The sequence below is a fragment of the Methylobacterium sp. CM6247 genome (genome assembly GCF_054817925.1).
Genome location: NZ_JBTXKX010000003.1, coordinates 880462 through 899705 on the forward strand (window position 1 = coordinate 880462; position 19244 = coordinate 899705).

At 62.6% G+C, this 19244-nt stretch carries 17 protein-coding genes and 1 tRNA gene; 10 read left to right on the top strand and 8 right to left on the bottom strand.

Annotated features, from left to right (window positions below; translation table 11 throughout):
- Window positions 1–83: 83 nt before the first annotated feature.
- Both ACYQOP_RS04980 and ACYQOP_RS04985 read left to right on the top strand, forming a co-directional pair.
- Window positions 84–398: a helix-turn-helix domain-containing protein gene (locus ACYQOP_RS04980; RefSeq protein ID WP_461221465.1), complete on the top strand. Its 315-nt coding sequence runs from the start codon at window positions 84–86 to the stop codon at window positions 396–398.
- A gap of 177 nt (window positions 399–575) precedes the next feature.
- Window positions 576–824: a hypothetical protein gene (locus ACYQOP_RS04985; protein ID WP_461221467.1), complete on the top strand. Its 249-nt coding sequence runs from the start codon at window positions 576–578 to the stop codon at window positions 822–824.
- Between the two features lie 388 nt (window positions 825–1212).
- Here ACYQOP_RS04985 and ACYQOP_RS04990 read toward each other — a convergent pair whose 3' ends face one another.
- From ACYQOP_RS04990 to ACYQOP_RS05000, 3 genes are all read right to left on the bottom strand, one after another.
- On the bottom strand, window positions 1213–1431 hold the full coding sequence (locus ACYQOP_RS04990) for a hypothetical protein (protein WP_461221469.1): 219 nt from the start codon (window positions 1429–1431) through the stop codon (window positions 1213–1215).
- Window positions 1432–2274: 843 nt separating this feature from the next.
- Window positions 2275–3948, bottom strand: coding sequence for a DUF6538 domain-containing protein (locus ACYQOP_RS04995; RefSeq protein ID WP_461221471.1), 1674 nt, complete (start codon window positions 3946–3948; stop codon window positions 2275–2277).
- A 78-nt stretch (window positions 3949–4026) separates the two neighbouring features.
- Window positions 4027–4101: transfer RNA gene (locus tag ACYQOP_RS05000), tRNA-Thr, on the bottom strand.
- 217 nt (window positions 4102–4318) lie between these two features.
- On the opposite strand from ACYQOP_RS05000, the gene ACYQOP_RS05005 reads away from it, so the two are divergent.
- Together ACYQOP_RS05005 and ACYQOP_RS05010 are read left to right on the top strand one after the other, a co-directional pair.
- Window positions 4319–5215 (top strand): GGDEF domain-containing response regulator, encoded by an 897-nt coding sequence (locus ACYQOP_RS05005; RefSeq protein WP_207410917.1) that lies wholly within the window; start codon window positions 4319–4321, stop codon window positions 5213–5215.
- Window positions 5216–5507: 292 nt separating this feature from the next.
- Window positions 5508–6236, top strand: coding sequence for a helix-turn-helix transcriptional regulator (locus tag ACYQOP_RS05010; protein ID WP_207410916.1), 729 nt, complete (start codon window positions 5508–5510; stop codon window positions 6234–6236).
- Window positions 6237–6648: 412 nt separating this feature from the next.
- On the opposite strand, the gene ACYQOP_RS05015 is transcribed toward ACYQOP_RS05010, so the two are convergent.
- Together ACYQOP_RS05015 and ACYQOP_RS05020 are read right to left on the bottom strand one after the other, a co-directional pair.
- Window positions 6649–8733, bottom strand: a complete 2085-nt coding sequence (locus tag ACYQOP_RS05015; RefSeq protein WP_461225196.1) for a TonB-dependent siderophore receptor — start codon at window positions 8731–8733, stop codon at window positions 6649–6651.
- A 557-nt stretch (window positions 8734–9290) separates the two neighbouring features.
- Window positions 9291–10538 (bottom strand): DNA topoisomerase IB, encoded by a 1248-nt coding sequence (locus ACYQOP_RS05020; RefSeq protein ID WP_461221473.1) that lies wholly within the window; start codon window positions 10536–10538, stop codon window positions 9291–9293.
- Window positions 10539–10731: 193 nt separating this feature from the next.
- Between ACYQOP_RS05020 and ACYQOP_RS05025 the strand changes: the two genes are divergently transcribed.
- Both ACYQOP_RS05025 and ACYQOP_RS05030 read left to right on the top strand, forming a co-directional pair.
- Window positions 10732–11889, top strand: a complete 1158-nt coding sequence (locus tag ACYQOP_RS05025; protein WP_461221475.1) for a glycosyltransferase family 4 protein — start codon at window positions 10732–10734, stop codon at window positions 11887–11889.
- Entirely contained in the window at window positions 11886–12554 is a 669-nt protein-coding gene (locus ACYQOP_RS05030) for a class I SAM-dependent methyltransferase (protein WP_461221477.1), read from the top strand. The genes ACYQOP_RS05025 and ACYQOP_RS05030 overlap by 4 nt, the downstream gene beginning before the upstream one ends.
- Here the strand turns inward: ACYQOP_RS05030 and ACYQOP_RS05035 are convergent.
- From ACYQOP_RS05035 to ACYQOP_RS05045, 3 genes are all read right to left on the bottom strand, one after another.
- Window positions 12544–12951, bottom strand: a complete 408-nt coding sequence (locus ACYQOP_RS05035) for a PsiF family protein (RefSeq protein ID WP_461221479.1) — start codon at window positions 12949–12951, stop codon at window positions 12544–12546. The two genes, ACYQOP_RS05030 and ACYQOP_RS05035, sit on opposite strands and share 11 nt — an antisense overlap.
- A gap of 233 nt (window positions 12952–13184) precedes the next feature.
- Entirely contained in the window at window positions 13185–13874 is a 690-nt protein-coding gene (locus ACYQOP_RS05040) for a response regulator (RefSeq protein WP_207410910.1), read from the bottom strand.
- A gap of 159 nt (window positions 13875–14033) precedes the next feature.
- Complete coding sequence (locus ACYQOP_RS05045) at window positions 14034–14297, bottom strand: hypothetical protein (protein WP_207410909.1); 264 nt, start codon at window positions 14295–14297, stop codon at window positions 14034–14036.
- 507 nt (window positions 14298–14804) lie between these two features.
- Here ACYQOP_RS05045 and ACYQOP_RS05050 point away from each other — a divergent pair.
- The 4 genes from ACYQOP_RS05050 (at window position 14805) to ACYQOP_RS05065 (ending at window position 19239) form a co-directional block, all read left to right on the top strand.
- Complete coding sequence (locus ACYQOP_RS05050; RefSeq protein ID WP_461221481.1) at window positions 14805–15686, top strand: Crp/Fnr family transcriptional regulator; 882 nt, start codon at window positions 14805–14807, stop codon at window positions 15684–15686.
- Between the two features lie 628 nt (window positions 15687–16314).
- Entirely contained in the window at window positions 16315–17037 is a 723-nt protein-coding gene (locus tag ACYQOP_RS05055) for a Crp/Fnr family transcriptional regulator (protein ID WP_244478163.1), read from the top strand.
- Window positions 17038–17206: 169 nt separating this feature from the next.
- On the top strand, window positions 17207–17461 hold the full coding sequence (locus ACYQOP_RS05060) for a DUF6894 family protein (protein ID WP_461221483.1): 255 nt from the start codon (window positions 17207–17209) through the stop codon (window positions 17459–17461).
- A 146-nt stretch (window positions 17462–17607) separates the two neighbouring features.
- Entirely contained in the window at window positions 17608–19239 is a 1632-nt protein-coding gene (locus ACYQOP_RS05065) for an alpha-D-glucose phosphate-specific phosphoglucomutase (RefSeq protein WP_461221485.1), read from the top strand.
- Window positions 19240–19244 lie beyond the last annotated feature (5 nt).

Consider the following 19244-nt stretch of genomic DNA (forward strand, 5'->3'; position numbering starts at 1 on the left):
CCGATTCCCTATGTTGCAAAGATAAATACGCATTGGCTCTCATTTGGAATGTCATCATACTTAATCATTACTTAATATAGCGGGTGGCCACTGTGACTGTAAAATCCGCGACAGACGTTGATCGTACCGTCGGCCTACGCATCGCAACGCTGCGAAAGGAGAAGGGATTGTCGCAGACTGAGCTAGGCCAGCACGTCGGCGTCACGTTTCAGCAGATCCAGAAGTACGAAAAAGGGGCGAACCGCGTCAGCAGCAGCCGGCTGCAGCAGATCGCTCAATTCCTCGAAGTGCCGATGTCTACCCTTTTCGGCGCTCATGAAGCCGACGAGCACAACGATGCCTTCGGCTTCTTCCGCGAGGCCGGCGCTGTCGATCCGCTTCGTGCCTATGCCAGGTAGTGTCTCAGTCTGAAATTTGATCCCGAACGGTTGAACCTCGCGTGCCCGTTGGCAAATTTCCGGTCTTACGGTTCAGTGCACAAAGGGCTGTGCGGCACCCATTGTGCACAATCAAACAGATCGGCTAAGGTTGGTCATCGTCGGCCTCTACCCTTGGCACCGATGACTGAGAGAGTCGTGCGCTCCCGCTTCCAACGAACAGCGATGCGATGCCCGGCACACATCCATTCCGCACTGACCGAACAACCGCCGCCCGCCTATCGCGTATTCTTGCTTGCGAAGACCGGGGGTGTCATCGGCATGGTTCCCTTCGCCGTTCAGGATGACAGCGAAGCTGTCGAACGCGCCAAGGCGATGGTGGACGGCCACGACATTGAGCTATGGGACGGCTCACGGTTCATTGAGCATTTCCCGCCCGCCGATTAGGAGGCAGCCGTGTCGGGCGGCGCGGTCGGAGGGTATTCGTAGCTCAGATTGAGAGACGAGATTTCGCGAAGGATTTCCCTCGACTCCCTTAGAAGCGCGCGGCTCTGCGCTACTTCTGCACGAATGTCGCAACGGAGTTGAACTACGTAGTGGATGACGTCCTGAGTTGACTCGGGGATATCATCTACTTCCAAATTGAAGAGGCGGAACATAAGCTTACCAGATTGATACGGAGATAAAGCCGCAGCGACCTAACCATCGGCGCGTAAGCTCTTCGCTTTCGGGGTCGGCTTTATGAAGCCTTTCCTGATTACCTTCGATCACATTAGTTGTGATCACCAATATTCTTTTTGGTCAAATCAGAAACAGCGTCACCTGAGGTCTGCTCTCAGATAATCCGCGCCTCGCCCGGCTTGAGCCTCATGCGACTTACGCTCATAGCACCGAGCGTGCCGACGATGTGGGGCATTGGCCCGCCCGGCTCCTGCGCTACCGCGATTTCAAGCGCATCCTGCGCCGTCTTCGCGAGGATCGCGTACACGTTGTCAGTACCGTCCGGCTGGTTGATCGCCACAAGGTAGGCGGTAAGGGCGGGCTTCTTCGGCATGACCGGGGAGATGCCAGAATGACGCAGCGACGTGAAGCCTTGGGCCTAAAAATAGACACGGTGGCACCTGAGATGCCGCCGTGTCTGGAATTCGCAAACTGAGCCGGCACCCAACGGGCTGCTTCCTCGCCGCGCTCACCGCAAAATCAAACTGAGACACTACCCTATGCCACCATCGAGAACGATCAACTGCGCTGCGACGTGCCGCAGCTCGTTCGTTCAGTGGTGGGCTTGAGGGCGGGACAAACCCGAGGCGCGGAAGAACCTAGCCAGATTGTTTTGACATGTGACAGGCCAAACTCTCACTCCTGATCGCCCTTGGCTTTCTCCTTCCCAATCTCCCTGTCGGGCATTTCCCAACCCCGTTTCCGGGTGGCATGCTCCCCGGCGTCTGGGGAGTAAGAATTGGCGCTGGGTGGGTCGCCACGATCACGAGCGTGACGACCCCCCCGGCTAACGGCTGAAGGCGATCGCTGAGGAAAAGACACGGTTGACCTCCTCGCCCGCCGCTACAGATCATCGTCCTGATTGGACACTAGCTTATCAGGCTGCGCTTCGGTTTCGGCGGCTTTCGGATGCTCGTCCGGCCTGGGCGGCTTGGGTGCTGGAGATCCAGCTTCGGGCGTGGAGGAGTACACAGGCGGTCTGGGCCATAGCCCAGGCTCGCAAGCTTCACGTCCACCGTGAATCGTTAGCCGGCGTCACGGCACTTGACCGTGCCGTAGCTCCTTGGGGCATTTATTCCATAAGATCGGATTCAATCAGCCAATCGCATCGCATTGCCCTCAACGATTTTAGGTGAGTTTGCTGCATGATATCACCGATACTATTCATGTTAATTTCTTATAAAATTTTGTAACGAGGGAAGTTTTCCATTGCCGGACCTGTTTTCCCGATGGAAGGTGCTTCGTACTGTCGTCCCTGTGTAGCAGGAGCATGACCAGTTATTGCGTCTCTCAAAGAGGGATCGAAAAGCGGATGGATCGCTCTTGTTTTCCATGTATGTCGCCATGCGTGATTCGGCGAAACGCCTTGTGGAATATCGCAGACGTCGTGAGCCCAAAGAGCGACAGATTTCCCAACCATCTCTGCCCGTGTCGTTTTTTCCCCTCTACGCTTGCGAGTCTCGTCAAAGAAAAGTGCCCCTTGCCCTCTCTGTTCTACAAATTTGAGAAACCCCGTTTCAACGAGATGCTCGTGAAGAGGAACCATCCGAGGCGCTGCTTCCTTTGTTTTGCGAAAATAAATAACGTTAAAGCCTTCCTCGCACCAAATGTCGCTACCTCTTAGATTAGCAATCTCACTTATCCGAGCACCAGTGTAGGCGGCGAGCCAAGGACACCAGCGCCTTGCAGCTGTTTGGAAGGGCAATTTTTCATCGATAATGATGTTGGCAGCCGCAGTTAGAATCTGCACTGCCTCACTCTCAAAGTAATGTTTCGGCCGCGTCCTAATCAACTTTTGTTCAGGCAAGCGCACGTTGCTAGCTGGGTTTTGTTGCAGCAAGCGCCTTGCGTCACGGGTTGTGGCCCATCCGAACACGGCTTTTAATGCGGATAAATCGTTCCGGTTAATTGATCGCGCGGTGACGCCTTGCTTGTCGCGGCGATGAGTTGCCCATTCATAAACGTCATCATCTGATAAAGAATTGACGTCACGGTCTCCGAAATATGAAGAAAGGAATCCAAATATGCAGCGATAGCGTTTGACTGTCGCAGGCTGAACTTCCTGTTTTGGCCCTGCCTCCCATGCCGAAAAAATTTCGCTGATTGTAACAGACCGCCTCTTCACCCGACGACGAGCGCCGTTATCCCAGGCAGGGAAGCGAGCAAGTGTCTTATCCAGACTGTAATCCCCGCTTGCGTTTCGAAAGCCGCTGTCTGCCGCTTGGCGCGTTGCTCGACAAAGCTCCCGCATCAGAAGAACTCGACTGGCTACATCCGTCACAAGCGATTTTTGCTGCAGAAGTGCGTCCGCTTGAGCTCCGAACGCGGCTTCGAGCGTCACCATCGGGATGGCACGGAGATCGTCGAACTTGGCCCACTCTGCCGGTGTTCCGGCCTCCTCGAGAGTGCTTAGGAAGGCGTCGCGCAGGGTCTCGAAATTAATGTGATCCGTTTTGAGATCGCTCCCAACCCGATCGGCTTCCTCGACCACCCTAAGGAGGTATCGGCTTCGGTCGTCACTGAGACATTGCATCACTGCGGCGTACATTTCACCTGTCAGCGCCGTCACTTCTCTATGCGTCAGCGGCTGTGGCCCGATCCGGACGGTTTCCCAATAGCGCTTGAGTTCAGCATCAGCCTCGCTGTGGCGTCGCTTCGCCTCCGCAACATCCTTGGTTCGGAGGGACACTTGGACCACTGCGCCAGCAGTGACGGCCACAGGCTTTTCATCGATGTGAAGAATGACTCGTGTCCCTTTGATACGGGAGACAAGATCCTGTGGAGGCCTTTGCCGCAGGTGATAGACTCCCGTGCTGGGATCCTTCCAGGGACGCGCCATTTGAAGTGCCATGTGTGAGACCGCCGTGTGAGACCCGGCCAGCCTAAGTCCCTCAGACAGCGTAACCTATTGCGCTTACACACGAAAGCGTGGTGCCGGCGGAGAGGATTGAACTCCCGACCTTCGGTTTACAAAACCGCTGCACTACCGCTGTGCTACGCCGGCCCGACGCGTTAGCTACCAGTCGGAGGCGCGGCATTCAACCGGGGATGACGGAGCGTCGGTGATCCGCCTTGCGACGCCCTCCCGCAGGGGGCGATGCAGGGCATCCGCCTGCCGGGGCCTCGGATGGACTCATGTGGGCATGCCGTCTTGGCAACATGTTAATCTGTGGCTGCCATGCTGAAACACAGCGCTAGAAATCGGGCGAGTGACCAACGCCATGCACATTGTCATCGTCGACACGAGCCGTGTTGTCCTGAAGGTCGTCGCCGGACTTCTGGAGCCGCAAGGCCATACGGTCGATGTCTTTACCGATTCTCAGGCAGCACTCGACTTCGTGACTTACACGACGACTGTGCGAGTCCTGATCACGAGCCTGGAAGTCCGCCCTTTGAGCGGGCTCGAACTATGCTGGTCGGCGCGCCTGATCGCCGAGACCAATCGTCCTCTCTACGTGATCACCATGTCTTCGGCCCGTAACTCCCGCAATCTGGCCGAGGCCCTCGACAGCGGAGCGGACGATTTCATCGAGAAACCGCCCGGCGCCGAGGAACTGCATGCCCGCATGCGGGCCGCGGAACGGCTGACGACCATGCAAAGCGAGCTGATTCGCCTTGCCGAGACCGATCCGCTCACCGGTCTCCTCAATCGGCGCGCCTTCCTCCAGCGGGTGCGGGACGCTGCCGACCGCGTCGGCAACCACGGCGACATGTCGGCGATCCTGGTGGATATCGACCATTTCAAGCGCATCAACGACGAGTACGGCCACGATGTCGGCGATGCGGCGATCCAGAACGTCAGCAAGACTATCGCGGAGGAAGGCATTGTCGGGCGGCTCGGAGGCGAGGAGTTCGGCATCGTGCTTCCGCACCGGCCGGTGGCCGATGCCGAGGCTCTCGCGTCACGCCTGCGCCGCCTCGTCGAAGGCATGCGTATCCGTGGGGCGCGCACGCCGATCCGGCTGACCTGCAGCTTCGGGGTCAGCCAATGGAGCGAGGGCGACACGATCGAGGCCATGATCAAGCGCGCCGACATCGCCCTCTACGAGGCCAAGACCACGGGCCGCAACCGGGTGATTTCCGCCGCCTCCGACCTCGTCCTCGCCCGGGCAGGCTGATCCCGGATCTCACTGCCTCCGACCTATGGGTCGGGGGCAGTGAGGCATGGAATGAGCCGATCCCATTTCGGACCGGGCTGTTCCTGATAGGGACAGGCGTGGTTGGTCGGCCAGCATGCATTCGCCCGCGTTAACCGAGATAAGGCGATTTTCGCGGCTGTTTTCGCGATATGCGCCCTTGTATTCATCGCGCGACGCGGAATCGCGCCGAATAAACCGATGGAATGGGATTTGAACCGCTCTTGACCAGCCCGGGCGCGATGTATCGCGATGGGACAGAGGGGGGAGCGGCATGAACCAGGCCGTTGGAGTTTTGATCGTCGACGAACCCGTGGGGCTCGGGCCTGTCCTGAGGGCCTTCCTGGAGCATGAGCCCAGCCTGCATACGGTGAGCGAGGCCGATCTGCCGCTCGACGGTCCGGGAATCGAGAGCGTCGTCGCCCTGGTCTTCCTGCGGGAAAACGCGAGCGAGGCCGACCTCGCCCGGATCACCGCGCTGAAGAATCATCCGAGGCTGCGCGTGCTGGCGGCCTTCCAGAGCCTGCCCGCCGACACCCTGCGCCATCTGCTCGTGGCCGGTATCGATGCGGTGGTCGCCCAATCGGCGACCCCGCGGGAGATCAGCGCCACCATCGTCCGCCTGGCCCAGGCGGGCAAGGCGGACGCCCCGACCTCCAATGTCGAAACGTCCGATGCGGCGGATGCCGGGGAAGGGCTCACCCCCCGCGAGGCGGAAATCCTGCGGTTTCTCAGTGCCGGTTTCAGCAACAAGGAGGTGGCGCGACGCCTCAGCCTCAGCGTCCGCACCGTGGAGACGCATCGCCTCAACCTTCGTCGCAAGACCCAGACGGGCCGGCTGAAGGACCTCGTCTGCCTCGCACGGCAACTGGGTCTGGCCCCCGTCGTCGAAAGCGAGATGCCGCGCCAAGGCAAGGGCGACAAGGGCAAGTCCGAGAAAGGCAAAAGCGAGACCGGCCTGCACGGCCGCTCGACCATCATCGAAGCGATGGCGCGACACTGAGGAAGCGTGACGGGACGGCTCGCCGCGTCGGCCGTACCCGCGCCCCCGAAGAAAATCCCGCCAGACGCAGGCAGGACCGGATTCGCCGAACGGGCGCTTTCGCGTCGATGCCAGCGGTAAAAATTCGACGTTGGGTGACCACCGCTGGGAGCAGCCCGCTTTCAGCGTCGTTTATTTAACCGCAGTGGAACCCCCATCATCTCGAAACGCGGCGATCCCGAGGTGCCCCAATCGTTGCCGAGCTTCCACGCAGCCGAAGGTCCGCTTCCAGGCAGATTGGTGGAACTGATGGTACGGCCGGGTTGGCTAGGTTTGCGACTGTCCTGCCGCGAGTTTCTGGAACAGCGAAGCGCACATGGCCTGAGTTAACTGCGAGCCTCCGGCGAGGATCTTTACTCACCGGTGATTCACGTCAAAATCGGGCCGCGACACCGCCCATGATAGTGCGGGGTGTGCCTGGAGTGGCGTACCGGTTTTGCCAAGCGCGATCAAAATAGTGTGCGTCGAACAGGTTGTCGACGTTGAGGTAGACCCGCACCTGAGGCGTGATCCAGTAGTACGAGATCAAGTTGAAGATCGTGTATTCCGGCAGGCGGAAGGTGGAAAGAGCGGTCCCAGCCACCCGCTGGCTGACATAGGTCATGCCGCCGCCAAGGCCGAGGCCGCGCAGATCGGCGTTCTGAAACTCGTACACGCTTTGTAGAGCGACGCTATCGGCCGGGATGTTCGCGATGCGTGTCCCGACGGCCAATGTGTTGTCGCGCGTGACAGCGGCATCGGCATGAGTGTAGGTGCCGAATACCCGCCAGCCGGGGGTCAAATAGCCCGCGACGGTCAGATCGAAACCACGGCTGCGTACCTCGCCTGCCGCAACACTGAAGTTCGAATCGCCTGGATCGACGGTGAGGACATTGGTCCTGCGGATGTCGAACACGGCGGCCGTAGCGCTCAGGCTTCCGTCGAGCAGGCTGAGCTTCGCGCCGGCCTCGTATCCCTCACCCTGCTCGAAGGCAAAGGGGTTCCCGCTGCGGTCAGTGCCGGTGTTTGGGCGGAAAGAGCGACCATAATTGCCGTACAATGCGATTGCGTCGGTGAGATCGTAGACGAGGCCGAAACGCGGGGTCGCGACCGTCCCCTGCAGGCTGGTGGTGCGGCCAGTCCGATAATCGGTCGAGACGAGACCAAGATCCTCCACGCGCACGCCGAGGAGGGCGTGAAGCCGCGGAGTTATATCGATCTGGTCCTGGATATAGCCTCCGTAGCTTTGAGTGTTTTGGAGGAAGTTGGTAATCGAGCCGAGCGGCGGCAGCGGAGATTGCCCGTAGCGAGGCGCGAGAAGGTCGAGGGTGAACGGATTGACGTTCACATTCGAGCGATCGAAGATCTCCCGGTAGCGGTAGCTGTCGTACTCGAAGCCCATCAGCAGGGTGTGACGGAAAGGTCCGGTCTCGAACTTGCCCGCAAGATTGAGCTGCAGGTTAAGATCCGACCAGCTCAAATCGCGGTGTTCGAAGGTGCGCCGCAGGGTGCGGCCGTCGCCCAGCACGTTCACAGCACCGACGCCGTTGCCGTAAAGCTGGCCGCCGAGCGCCTGCGCGCCCGCGCTCACCACCCAGTTCGAATCGAGCCGGTGCTCGATGCGGAGCTGCCCGAGCGCGTTGTCGTTGCGGACGGGCGGGATGCCGGGCTCGCCGATGAAGCGGCTGCGCGGCACCGCACGCAAGTTGCCGTTGATAGGCACGATACCCCGGTCGAAGGTCGCCGCGGTGCTCACCACCTCGCCCTCGAGCGTAATCGTGGTGTCGGCCGACGGCTTCCACGCGATTACGGGCGCGAGATAGTAACGGTCGCTATGCACGAAGTCTCGGAAGCTGCCGTTGTCCTCGACTGCACCTGTGACGCGGGCGAGCACGCGCCCCTCCTGATCGAGCGCACCGGTAGCATCGAAGGTGGTGCGTTTCTGATTGAAGCTTCCGAACTGTGTTCCGATGGCGAGAGAGCGTTCGGCCTGAGGCTGTTTGGTAACGATGTTGAAGGTGCCGCCCGGATCGCCACGACCATAGAGGAACGCCGAGGGGCCTTTCAGGACCTCAATCCGCTCGATCGAGGCGACATCAGGCGAGTTTGGATAGCCACGGTTCATGGGGAAGCCGTTTCGATAGTACTCCCCCGTAGAGAAGCCGCGGATCGTAAATTCCGTCAGCCCGAGACCTGCGAAGTTATTCGCTCGGCCGACTCCGGCAAGATCGAGCGCCGCATCGACGCGGGTGGCGGCGACGTCCTTGAGGATCTGGTCTGGCACGACAACGACTGTTTGTGGCACCTCGCGCAGGGGCGTGTCAGTGCGCGTTGCGCTGACACTGTTTCTGGCGAGGTAACCATCCACTTTGCTTGCCGGCCCGCCATTGCCGACCACTGATAATTCGTCGAGCTGCACTTCCTGAGAGGAGTCTGCCGCAAGCTGTGCTAAAGCGGAACTTGGCCCGAAACCGTTCAATGATCCGGATTGCGCCACAAAACCGATGGTAACCGAAGTAACCAGCGGAAAGATTTTTTTATTGTTTTTGAAAGATTTGGACACGAACAAAAGCTAGCCTGTTATGGTTTTTCGTCCGTTACAATTCAGAAACATATGGCGTCAAGCTTGATTTGCCCTGCGCGAGAAGTGACGTTTATAGGCATTTCTATCTGGATGCCAAAAAATCTAGAAGTATTATAAACTGAGACGCCCTTTTGACTATTTGTTGCACGGGGGTCACAGCACATCGACGCTATCTCATTGTAATTTACGCGACCTTCGGTTGAATAAATGAGATTTTACCAAACAAAACCGGGAGCCTTTAGGTAAGATTATATGGGCTGTCCGAGATTTTGTATGGGGCAGCCGCCGTTTTCAATATAGACATGTCGCTTATGGCGCATGCGCAGCGGCAATCACGGTCGAGGCGAAACGTCTGCTTCGGGACGTACCGTCAGAGTCCGCTTCCACTCATCGCGGACGTTCAGGGCGGGTACCGTCCGGTAGATTTCGGTCATGCGATGTCCGGTCCCCGCCTATGCCGTCGCTCGGGCCTCGGGCTTCACCGAGCCGGAACGTCGCTTGCGCGACGTCACTTCGCCCGTCGCAGCCCCCATGGCCTTGGCCTTCGTCGAACTCTTGGCTTGCGTCGAACTCTTGGCCTTTACCTTGGCCGGCACCTTCGTCTTGACCGAGACGGTGCCCTTCGCCTTTTCGAGACGCGCCCGCAGCAATCCGAGAACCGCCGCCTCTTCGGGCTTCAACCGTGCGATATCGTCCCGCAACTCGTCTTCCACCGCATCCGCCACCTGGATCAGCAACGCGCCCTCCAGGTAGCCGTCGAGGATTTCGGGGTGGATGTAGCATTTGCGGCAGATCGTCGGCGTGTTGCCGAGCCGCGCCGATACGCTCTCGATGGCCGCGCGCAGGTTCTTCTTGGCCTTGGCCTCGCTGTCGAACGCCTCGAATTCCTGAAGGGCCAGGGCGGCCAGCACCGTGCCGGCCCAGGTCCGGAAATCCTTGGCGGTGATCTCCTGCCCGGTGATCTCGCGGAGATAGGCGTTCACGTCGGCCGAGGTGACGTCGCGCGTCTCGCCCTGGTCGTCGAGATACTGGAACAGTTCCTGGCCCGGCAGGTCCTGGCAGGATTTGACGATGCGGGCCACGCGCCGGTCCTTCACCGACAGGTTCCACATCTTGCCGCTCTTGCCCTTGAAGCGGAACGTCAGCTCCGCGCCAGCGACGGTCACATGGGGATCGCGCAGGGTGGTGAGGCCGTAGCTCTTGTTGGTGCGGGCATAATCGTCGTTGCCGACACGGATGAGGGTCGCCTCCAGGAGGTGGACGATGGTGGCGAGCACCTTCTCGCGGGACAACCCGCGACGGCTCATATCCTCGTCCACCCGCGCCCGGATGGCGGGCAGGACGTCGGCGAAGGCCATGATGTGCTCGAACTTGGTCGAGTCGCGCGCCTGCCGGAAATCAGGGTGATAGCGGTACTGCTTCCGCCCTTTGGCGTCCCGTCCCGTGGCCTGGATATGGCCGTCGGCACGCGGGCAGATCCAGACATCGGTATAGGCGGGCGGGACCGCCAGGGACCGGACCCGCTTCAGGATCTTAGGGTCGCGGACGGGCTTGCCCTTGGCATCGCGATAGGAGAACCCGGTTCCGCTCCTGCGGCGCGTGAGCCCCGGACGGTCGGCATCGACATAGGTCAGGCCTGCCTCGATGGCCGCATCCCGCGGATCGGCGACAACGCCGTCCTCTTCGCGATCCATCGCCATCACCCGCCTCCCGTCGATCGTCAGGAACCGTCAACCGGCCGGGCACGGGCGGCGTTCCGAGCCGGACCGGCGGCGCGATGTCTCGCCGGGGGGATGCCTGACAGGCACGTCCTCGCTCATCCTGTCTCCCACTTGCCATAACACTCCTGCCATTCGCCTCGCTCCGGAGCGGCGGCGTGCTACAGCCTCTCTCATGGCCACGTCCCCCTCGCCCTCCTCCGCGCCGATGAAGCGGCTCGTCTTCGTCGTCACCGAGGACTGGTTCTTCGCCTCGCACTTCCTGCCCATGGCGCGGGCCGCCGTGGCGATGGGCCTGTCCGTGGCGGTGGTGACCCGCGTGCGCGACCACCGGGCGGTGATCGAGGCGACGGGGGGGCGCGTGGTCGAGTTGGAGGCCGAGCGCTCCAGTCTCAACCCCATGGCGGCGGGTTATGCGGCGGGCCAGCTCGCGGCGATCCTGAAGGCGCTGAAGGCGGATATCGTCCATTGCATCGCGCTGCGCTCGATCCTCGTCGGCGGGACGGCGGCGGCGATGGCGGGTATCTCAGGCCGGGTCTATGCCCTGACCGGGCTCGGCCTGATGGGCGCGCGCGCCGACGTCGCGGGACGCATGGCCCGCATCGCCCTGCGCCAGCTGATCCGTGGACCGCTCGCCTCGAAACAGACCCGGTTCCTGTTCGAAAACCCGGACGACGCCATCGCCCTCGGCCTCGATCCGGCCGACACGGCCGTCACCATCGTCGGCGGGGCCGGCATCGACCCGGCCTTACTCGCAGAGACGCCGCAACCGCCCTCCCCGCCCCTGCGCATCGCCGTCGTGGCGCGGATGCTGTGGTCGAAGGGTATCGACACTGCCGTGGAGGCGACGCGCCTCGCACGCGCTGAGGGCGCGGCGGTGGAGCTCTCCCTCTACGGTGCCCCCGACGCCTCGAACCGAAGGGCGATCCCGCAAGAGACCCTGCGTTCCTGGAGCCGGGACGGCATCACCTGGCATGGCCCGACCCGCGATGTGAGCGCCGTCTGGGCGGAGCACCATGTCGGGTGCCTGCCCTCCCGGGGCGGCGAAGGCCTGCCGCGTACGCTTCTGGAGGCGGCGTCCTGCGGGCGCGCCCTCCTCACCACCGACGTTCCCGGCTGCCGGACGCTGGTTCGCGAGGGAATCGAGGGAATGCTGGTCCCGCCGGACGATGCGCGGAGCCTCGCTGCCGCCATGGTCCGGCTCGCCGCCGATCCGCTCCTCGTGGCGCGGATGGGCGAGGCCGCGCGGCGGCGCGTGGTCGAGGGCGGCTTCACCGAGGATGCGGTGATGCAGGCGGTCTCGGGCCTCTACGCGGATCTCATCCGCTCATGACGCCCTCGGTCGATCCACTTCGCTTCATCCGCGCCAATACGCGGCTTCTGCCCGTCCCCCACGCGCCGGAGATCGTGCTGCATGTCGCCGACGAAGCCACGGAGCTGTGGCAGAAGACGGAGGACGAACTCGATTCCATCGGCCTGCCGCCGCCGTTCTGGGCCTTCGCCTGGGCGGGCGGGCAAGCCCTGGCCCGGCATATCCTCGACCGCCCGGACCTCGTGGCCGGGCAGCGGATCCTCGATTTCGCCTCCGGCTCCGGGTTGGTGGCGATCGCGGCGGCGCTCGCCGGCGCCACCCATGCGACGGCGAGCGACCTCGACGCCTTCGCCATCGCGGCCATCGGCCTCAATGCCGAGGCCAACGGCGTCGGCGAACGGATCACGCCCGTCCTCGACGACCTCATCGGTTCGCGGCCGGCCGATCTCGGCGTCACGACGATCCTCGTGGCGGACATCTTCTACGAGAGCGACATCGCCGGCCGGGTCACCGACTGGCTGGCGGCCCTGCACGAGCAGGGCGCCACCATCCTCATCGGCGATCCCGGCCGTTCCTACCTGCCGAGGGACCGGCTCGACATCCTCGCGACCTACGAGGTGCCGGTGAGCCGCTCCCTCGAGGATGCGGAGATCAAGCGCAGCAGCGTCTGGCGCTTCAGGGCTTAGGAGCCGGGGGCGTCGCCTCCGGTATCATGCCGGAGCCGGTGCCGGTGCCGGGGGGCACGGTCGAGCCGGGCGCCGTCGGGGCGGGTGCATTCGCTGCGGGGGCCGTGGGGGCGGTGGTCGCTCCGGAGGCGTCGTCGCCCTTCAGGCAGGACTTGATGAAGGCATGCCGGTCGGCCTTGTCCGAGCCGGCGGATTTCGCCTCCTCCTTGCACGCCTTGCGCGCATCGTCCTTGCAGGACTTCATGAACGTCTTGCGCTCGTCGCCCTTCAGGCCCTTGGCCTTCAGCTCCTGCTTGCAGGCGCCGATACGGCCACCCACGGCGGCGGAGGCGTCCGTCATGGGCAATCCGGTGAGCATCCCGGCAAGCAGGACGAGCCGCAACGTCGAGTTCTTCATGATCGCACTCGCTTCAACGGATGGAGGGGGATGGGATCGCGACGGACCGGAGCGTGGCCGCGATCGGTGTGGCGACGCGCCCCGTGCGTCGGTCGTCGCACCACACTCCATCATCGGCCATGCCCGCCATGGATGCAACGTCCGGCCCCCTGCCCTTCGCCCGCCCCCGGGCACATTCCCGTGAGGATCGGCCCCGGGACGGCGCGGTTCGGCCGAGGAGCGGCGACCCGCGCTCACCCCGCCTGCGGGGCACGGATCTGGTCGAAATCGAGCAGGGCCGTCTCGATCACGATCTGGGTGCGGCTGATGACGTCGAGCTTGCGCAGGATCTCGGAGACATGCGCCTTGACGGTGGAATCCCCGACCTGAAGCTCGTGCGCGATCTGCTTGTTGAGCTTTCCCTGCCGGATCATCAGGAGAACCCGTAATTGCTGCGGCGTCAGGCGGGCGATCCGCTCCGCGAGCTGCGTCGCCGGAGGGGCCAGATCCGCCGCGGGCCCGGAAAGCGCCGCCGGAATCGACAGGCCTCCACCCAGAACGTCCGCGATGGCACGGGTCAGCGTCGCCTTGTCGACCGCCTTCGGCACGAACCCGGCCGCGCCGTGCCGCAGCGCCTCGCGCATGATGCGCGGATCTTCCAGGCCGGACACGACGAGGATCGGAACGCGCGGGAAACGGGAGCGGATCGAGATCAGGCCGTCGAATCCGACGACGCCCTGCATCGACAGGTCCAGCAGCACGAGATCGATTCGGCTGTCGGCCGTCAGGGCCGCCATGGCGCTGACGATCCCCTCGGCCTCCGCGATCGCCGCTTCGGGAAAGGCGAGCTTGACGGCGCTCGCCAACGCATCGCGGAACAGCGGATGGTCGTCGACGATCAAAAGACGTGTGGCCGCCCCGCCCCTGCCCTCTTCCCCCGGCATCGAACCCATCCCGCACCGATCTCGCACGCGAGCCCTGCGGTGACCCTACCAGAACAGTGTCGAACGCGCCAAAGCGAGGACAACCGACGCGCCGGCGACGGCATCGGAGGGGGCACCGAGGCCCCTCGTCCCGCATCCCCCCGCCCGGCCCGATCGGTGCTACTTTGCGGTGATCTTGACGCCGGTCTTCTCCACCTCGGCCCGTACCATCGTCTTGGTCTCCTGGGGAGCAACCGACCAGGCTACCGCACAGACCAGGCAGAGTGCAGCAAAACTATAGGCAAACCCATGCATCACTCCCACCAGGCCGAGCAGGAGAGGGATGAGAGATAGCGCCACTGCCATCGTCGAATTACCGGTCAGATAGTAAATCGAAACAAAAGCAATCACCGTCATGACGAGTGCTTTGAGAAAATTAGGCACTGACATCTCCGTTTCAAAAGTCGGATCTATGATCTTTCGGCCATAGACATGTATCTGCGGCGACTTAACCCCAGAGGCTTCAAACGGTTAAGCTTATCGCAGTGCCATGACAATTCGACATTCCTCATGCAGGCCATACAAGAATCCGAGGCCATGAATCCGAGGGCGTGAATCCAAGGCCATGAATCCGAGGGCCACGGCACGCCGGTCGACGTGACAATCCGCATGCCCGACGGCCGAAACGAATCTCCCATCATCCGTGACGCGCCTGGAAACCGGCCCTTCCCCGCCCCGTGAAACCACGCCTGCAATTCCCGCGCCGCGATGACGGAATCTCGCCCGGCAGCGACGTGGTCCCTCCGGGCGGCATCGCCCGAAAGCGTATTCGGACCCGCAATCCCTTCGTCCCGCCCGGCCGGAAAAGGAAATCGAGGCGAGCGGCCAAGGATGCCGATCGTCTCGATCGGGCGCGTCAGAGATCCCGAGACAGGGACTCGATCATGCCGAATGTCGAATTACGCACAAAGAACGCCAAAAACGCTCATAATCCACAAATCACCGCCTATCATTTGTTGGACCCGTGACGCAGTTGCTATGGTACGTTTGGCGTTTGGGGTTGATGAGCGGCGCGTAAACCGGACGCCGACTCTTCGGGGCAATTGCATGGTCATTCCTTCTCAAAAACACGTTCGCAACAGCCTTCTCTCCCGGATGCACCCCGACGATTATGCGGCCATCGAAACCGTTCTCGAGCCGGTCACGCTGAAGCGGAAGGACGTCCTCATCCAACCCGGCCAGCCCTTGACCCATATGCGTTTCATCGAGAGCGGCGTCGCCTCGGTGGTGGTCGGCACCCGCGAAGGCAGGCGCATCGAGGTGGGGATCATCGGCTCGGAGGGAGCCAGCGGCCTACCGCTGCTGTTCGACGTGGAATCCACGCCCCACGAAACCTTCATGCAGATCGACGGCGAAGCGCTGCAGGTGGACAAGGCCTCGTTCCGCAGCTTGGTCGAGGAAAGACCTGCCTTCCGCAAGTTGATGATGCGCTATGCTCACATCTTCCAGCTTCTCACCGCTCAGACAGCATTGTCGCACGGTTCCTATACTTTGGAAGAACGGCTGGCTCGCTGGCTGCTGATGTGCCACGACCGTGTATCGGGCGATGAGTTTCCCATCACGCACGAATTCCTGTCCGTCATGCTCGGCGTCCATCGCCCCGGGGTGACGACGACGATCCATATCCTCGAAGGCGCCGGCACGGTCCGGGCCCGGAGGTCTCACATCGAGATCGTCAATCGCGACAAGCTCAAGCTCATCGCGGGCGAAAGCTACGGCATACCGGAGGCGGAGTACCGCCGCCTCATCGCCGAGGATGCCGCAGAGGGTTGATCCCTGGACCGCCCCCAACGTGTTCAGGCCTCGATGAGCGTCGATCTCCCCTCCGGCGATGGTCATGATCCGTACCAAGCGTCTGGCCGACCTTATTCACCGCCTTCCTTTTGCGTATCACCGTCCTAGAATCGACATCTCGTCTTCGATATGATCGAGGCGCTCGCCCCGTGGCCTGAACTAGAACTTTCGCGATCGATGCCTCACCTTCCCTACAGCTGCTATCGGAGCCGTCTTTACGGTCATGTGGCCCACCAGGAGCTTTTGGCACTTTTGCGAGGACGTATAGTCAAAGAAGACAAGAGCATGCGGCAAATGATCATCCCCATGGATCTGGCGGTCGAGCAAGCCCCTTTCGCCTTGACGATCCACGGTTTCGGGAATCGATCAGTCACAGCAGGAGGTGGGGGCGGCGCCCGTCCGGCTCGAACCTTGCGTCGAACCGGGGCATGACTACGACTTTAGTACGAGGACGATTATCTTAAGATAATCGCGGTTCGCGTCCTTCAATTGTCATAGATCATTGAAAACGCGTTTCGAAGAATGCTACTTTTGGCGAAAGCCGATGTTGATCGCATAGAGATATCGACCATTGTCGCGGAATAGATTCTCGAATACGGCGGATAGCGTGTTCAATCCTCTGATCCAGAAGCTGGAAGGCTTCGTGGAACTGAGCGACGCCGATAGGGACGCGCTTCATCGGCTCGCGTCCGTCGCCCGCGACGTTCCCGCCCGCACCAACCTCGTCCGCGAAGGCGAGCCGCCGAGCGATATCATCTTCATCACCGAAGGGATCGGTTGCCGGTTCAAGCAACGCGCCAACGGCGCCCGACAGATCACGGCCTATCTCGTTCCGGGCGATACCTGCGATCTCGACATCGCCCTGCTGAACCGGCTCGACCATACGATCGCGACCCTATCCCCCTGCAAGGTCGCACGCGTTTCCGCCACGACCCTGAGAGAGATCACCGAGAACCATCCGGCGATCGCCCGGGCGATGCGCATCTCCGCCCTGATCGACGAGGCGACGTTGCGCGAATGGCTGGTGAATATCGGCTGCCGGTCGGCTCTGGAGCGGATCGCGCATCTCTTCTGCGAGTTCCTCGTCCGGCTGCGGGCTGTCGGCCTGGCCACGGAGGATAGCTGCGATCTCCCCATGACGCAGCACGAACTGGCGGACACGACGGGGATGACGACCGTCCACGTCAACCGTTCGCTGCAGGAACTGAGACGGCGGGGGCTGATCGAACTCAAGGGCAAGAACCTGAAGGTCCTGGACTGGCCCAGGCTGAGGTCTCTTGCCGAATTCAAGGCCGGCTACCTTCGGGTGGATGGACAGACCATGTTCTGAGCAGGCTCGCCGCCCCCAAAGGCGGGACTGCGTCCGGTTTCCTGCCCGTGGTTGCTTGCGTACAGTTTCTTGCCTGCGGTTTCTTGACTGCGGTTTCCTGCCCGATCTCCCTTGCGGCAGCCGCATGGCACACCCAGTCTAGGCTTGGCCGTTACGGTAGGAGACCGGCATGCCGCGATACTTTCTGAACCTGCGCGATCGCGACGGGCTCCATCTCGATCCGGACGGAGACGAGTTCGGCGGCCTGGACGACCTGCGCGACGAGGTCATGATCGGCGTCAAGCAGATCGTCGCCAACGCCCTCGTCAGCGGCTCCACCCTGAGCGACGCTCTGGATCGCTCGTTCGAAATCATCGACGAAGCGGGCGAAACCGTCCTGACGGTCCCGTTCTCCGAAGGTGTCGCGACGAACACCACGCGATGACGCGACGGGACGTCGCCCACCTTCGTGGCAAAGGAGGCGCGACGAGACGATTCCGAAGAAAGTTTCCGTCTCGACCCATTCAGGGTGGTTGACCGGAACGGACGAGCCGTTGTGTTGTCCCCGCCGACAATGAGGGGCTTTCGCGGATGACTTCGAGGCACGTGCCGACTTCGCCATTCTCTGACCAGAAGCCCGGGACGTCGGGCCTTCGCAAGAAGGTCCCCGTCTTCCAGCAGCCCCGCTACGTCGAGAATTTCGTCCAATCCATCTTCGACATCATCCCCGACCGCGAGGGCGCGACCCTGGTGGTGGGCGGCGATGGCCGCTTCTTCAACCGCGAGGTGGTGCAGACGACCCTGAAACTTGCCGCCGCCAACGGCTTCGCCCGGGTTCTCGTCGGCCAAGGTGGTCTCCTCTCCACACCGGCGGCCTCCTGCGTCATCCGCAAGCACGGCGCGATCGGCGGCATCGTCCTGTCGGCGAGCCACAATCCCGGAGGCCCGGACGGAGATTTCGGGATCAAGTTCAACGCCGCCAATGGCGGTCCGGCCCCGGAATCCGTCACCGCCGCCATTTACGAGCGCACGAAGGCGATCACCCAGTATCGCATCGCCGACGTGCCGGATCTCGACCTCGACATTGTGGGCGAGGCTCGGATCGACGGCATGGTCGTGTCCATCATCGACCCGGTGGCCGATTACGCGGCCCTGATGCAGGAACTCATCGATTTCGACGCGATCCGCCGCCTGTTCGCCTCCGGCTTCCGCATGCGGTTCGATGCCATGAGCGCGGTGACCGGCCCCTACGCTACCGCAATCCTGGAAGGGGCGCTGGGCGCCCCTTCCGGCACGGTGGTGAACGGCACGCCGGAGGAGGATTTCGGCGGCCACCACCCAGACCCCAACCCGGTCCATGCCCACGAGCTCTACGAGCTGATGCTGAGCGCGGACGCGCCGGATTTCGGCGCGGCCTCGGACGGGGACGGCGACCGCAACATGATCGTGGCGCCCGGCCTCTTCGTCACCCCGAGCGACAGCCTGGCGATCCTTTCCGCCCATGCCCATCGCGCGCCGGGCTACGCCTCCGGCCTCGCTGGCATCGCCCGTTCGATGCCCACGAGCCGTGCCGCCGACCGGGTCGCCGCGTCGCTCGGCATTCCCGCCTACGAGACGCCGACGGGGTGGAAGTTCTTCGGCACCCTGCTCGATGCCGGCCTCATCACCCTCTGCGGCGAGGAGAGCGCCGGCACCGGCTCGAACCACGTCCGCGAGAAGGACGGGCTCTGGGCCGTGCTGCTGTGGCTGAACATCCTGGCGGCGACGGGCAAGCGCGCCGATGCCATCGTGCGCGAGCATTGGGCCTCGTTCGGCCGCGATTACTACACCCGCCACGATTACGAGGAGATCGAGTCCGAGAGCGCCAACCGCCTCATGGAGGGGTTGCGCGCGCAGGTCGCGAGCCTGCCCGGCCGCCGGATCGGCGATCTCACCGTCTCCACGGCGGACGATTTTCGCTATGTCGACCCGGTCGACGGCTCCGTGACGGCGCAGCAGGGCATCCGCATCAGCTTCGCCGAGGATGCGCGTGTGGTCTACCGCCTCTCCGGCACCGGCACGGCGGGGGCGACGCTGAGGGTCTATATCGAGCGCTACGAGAGCGACCCGGACCGGCTCGACCTGACGCCGGATGTCGTCCTCGCCCCGGTCGTCCAGGCGGCGCGCGACATCGCCGACATCGCCGGCATCACGGGGCGCAGCGAGCCCAGCGTCATCACCTGAGCCCG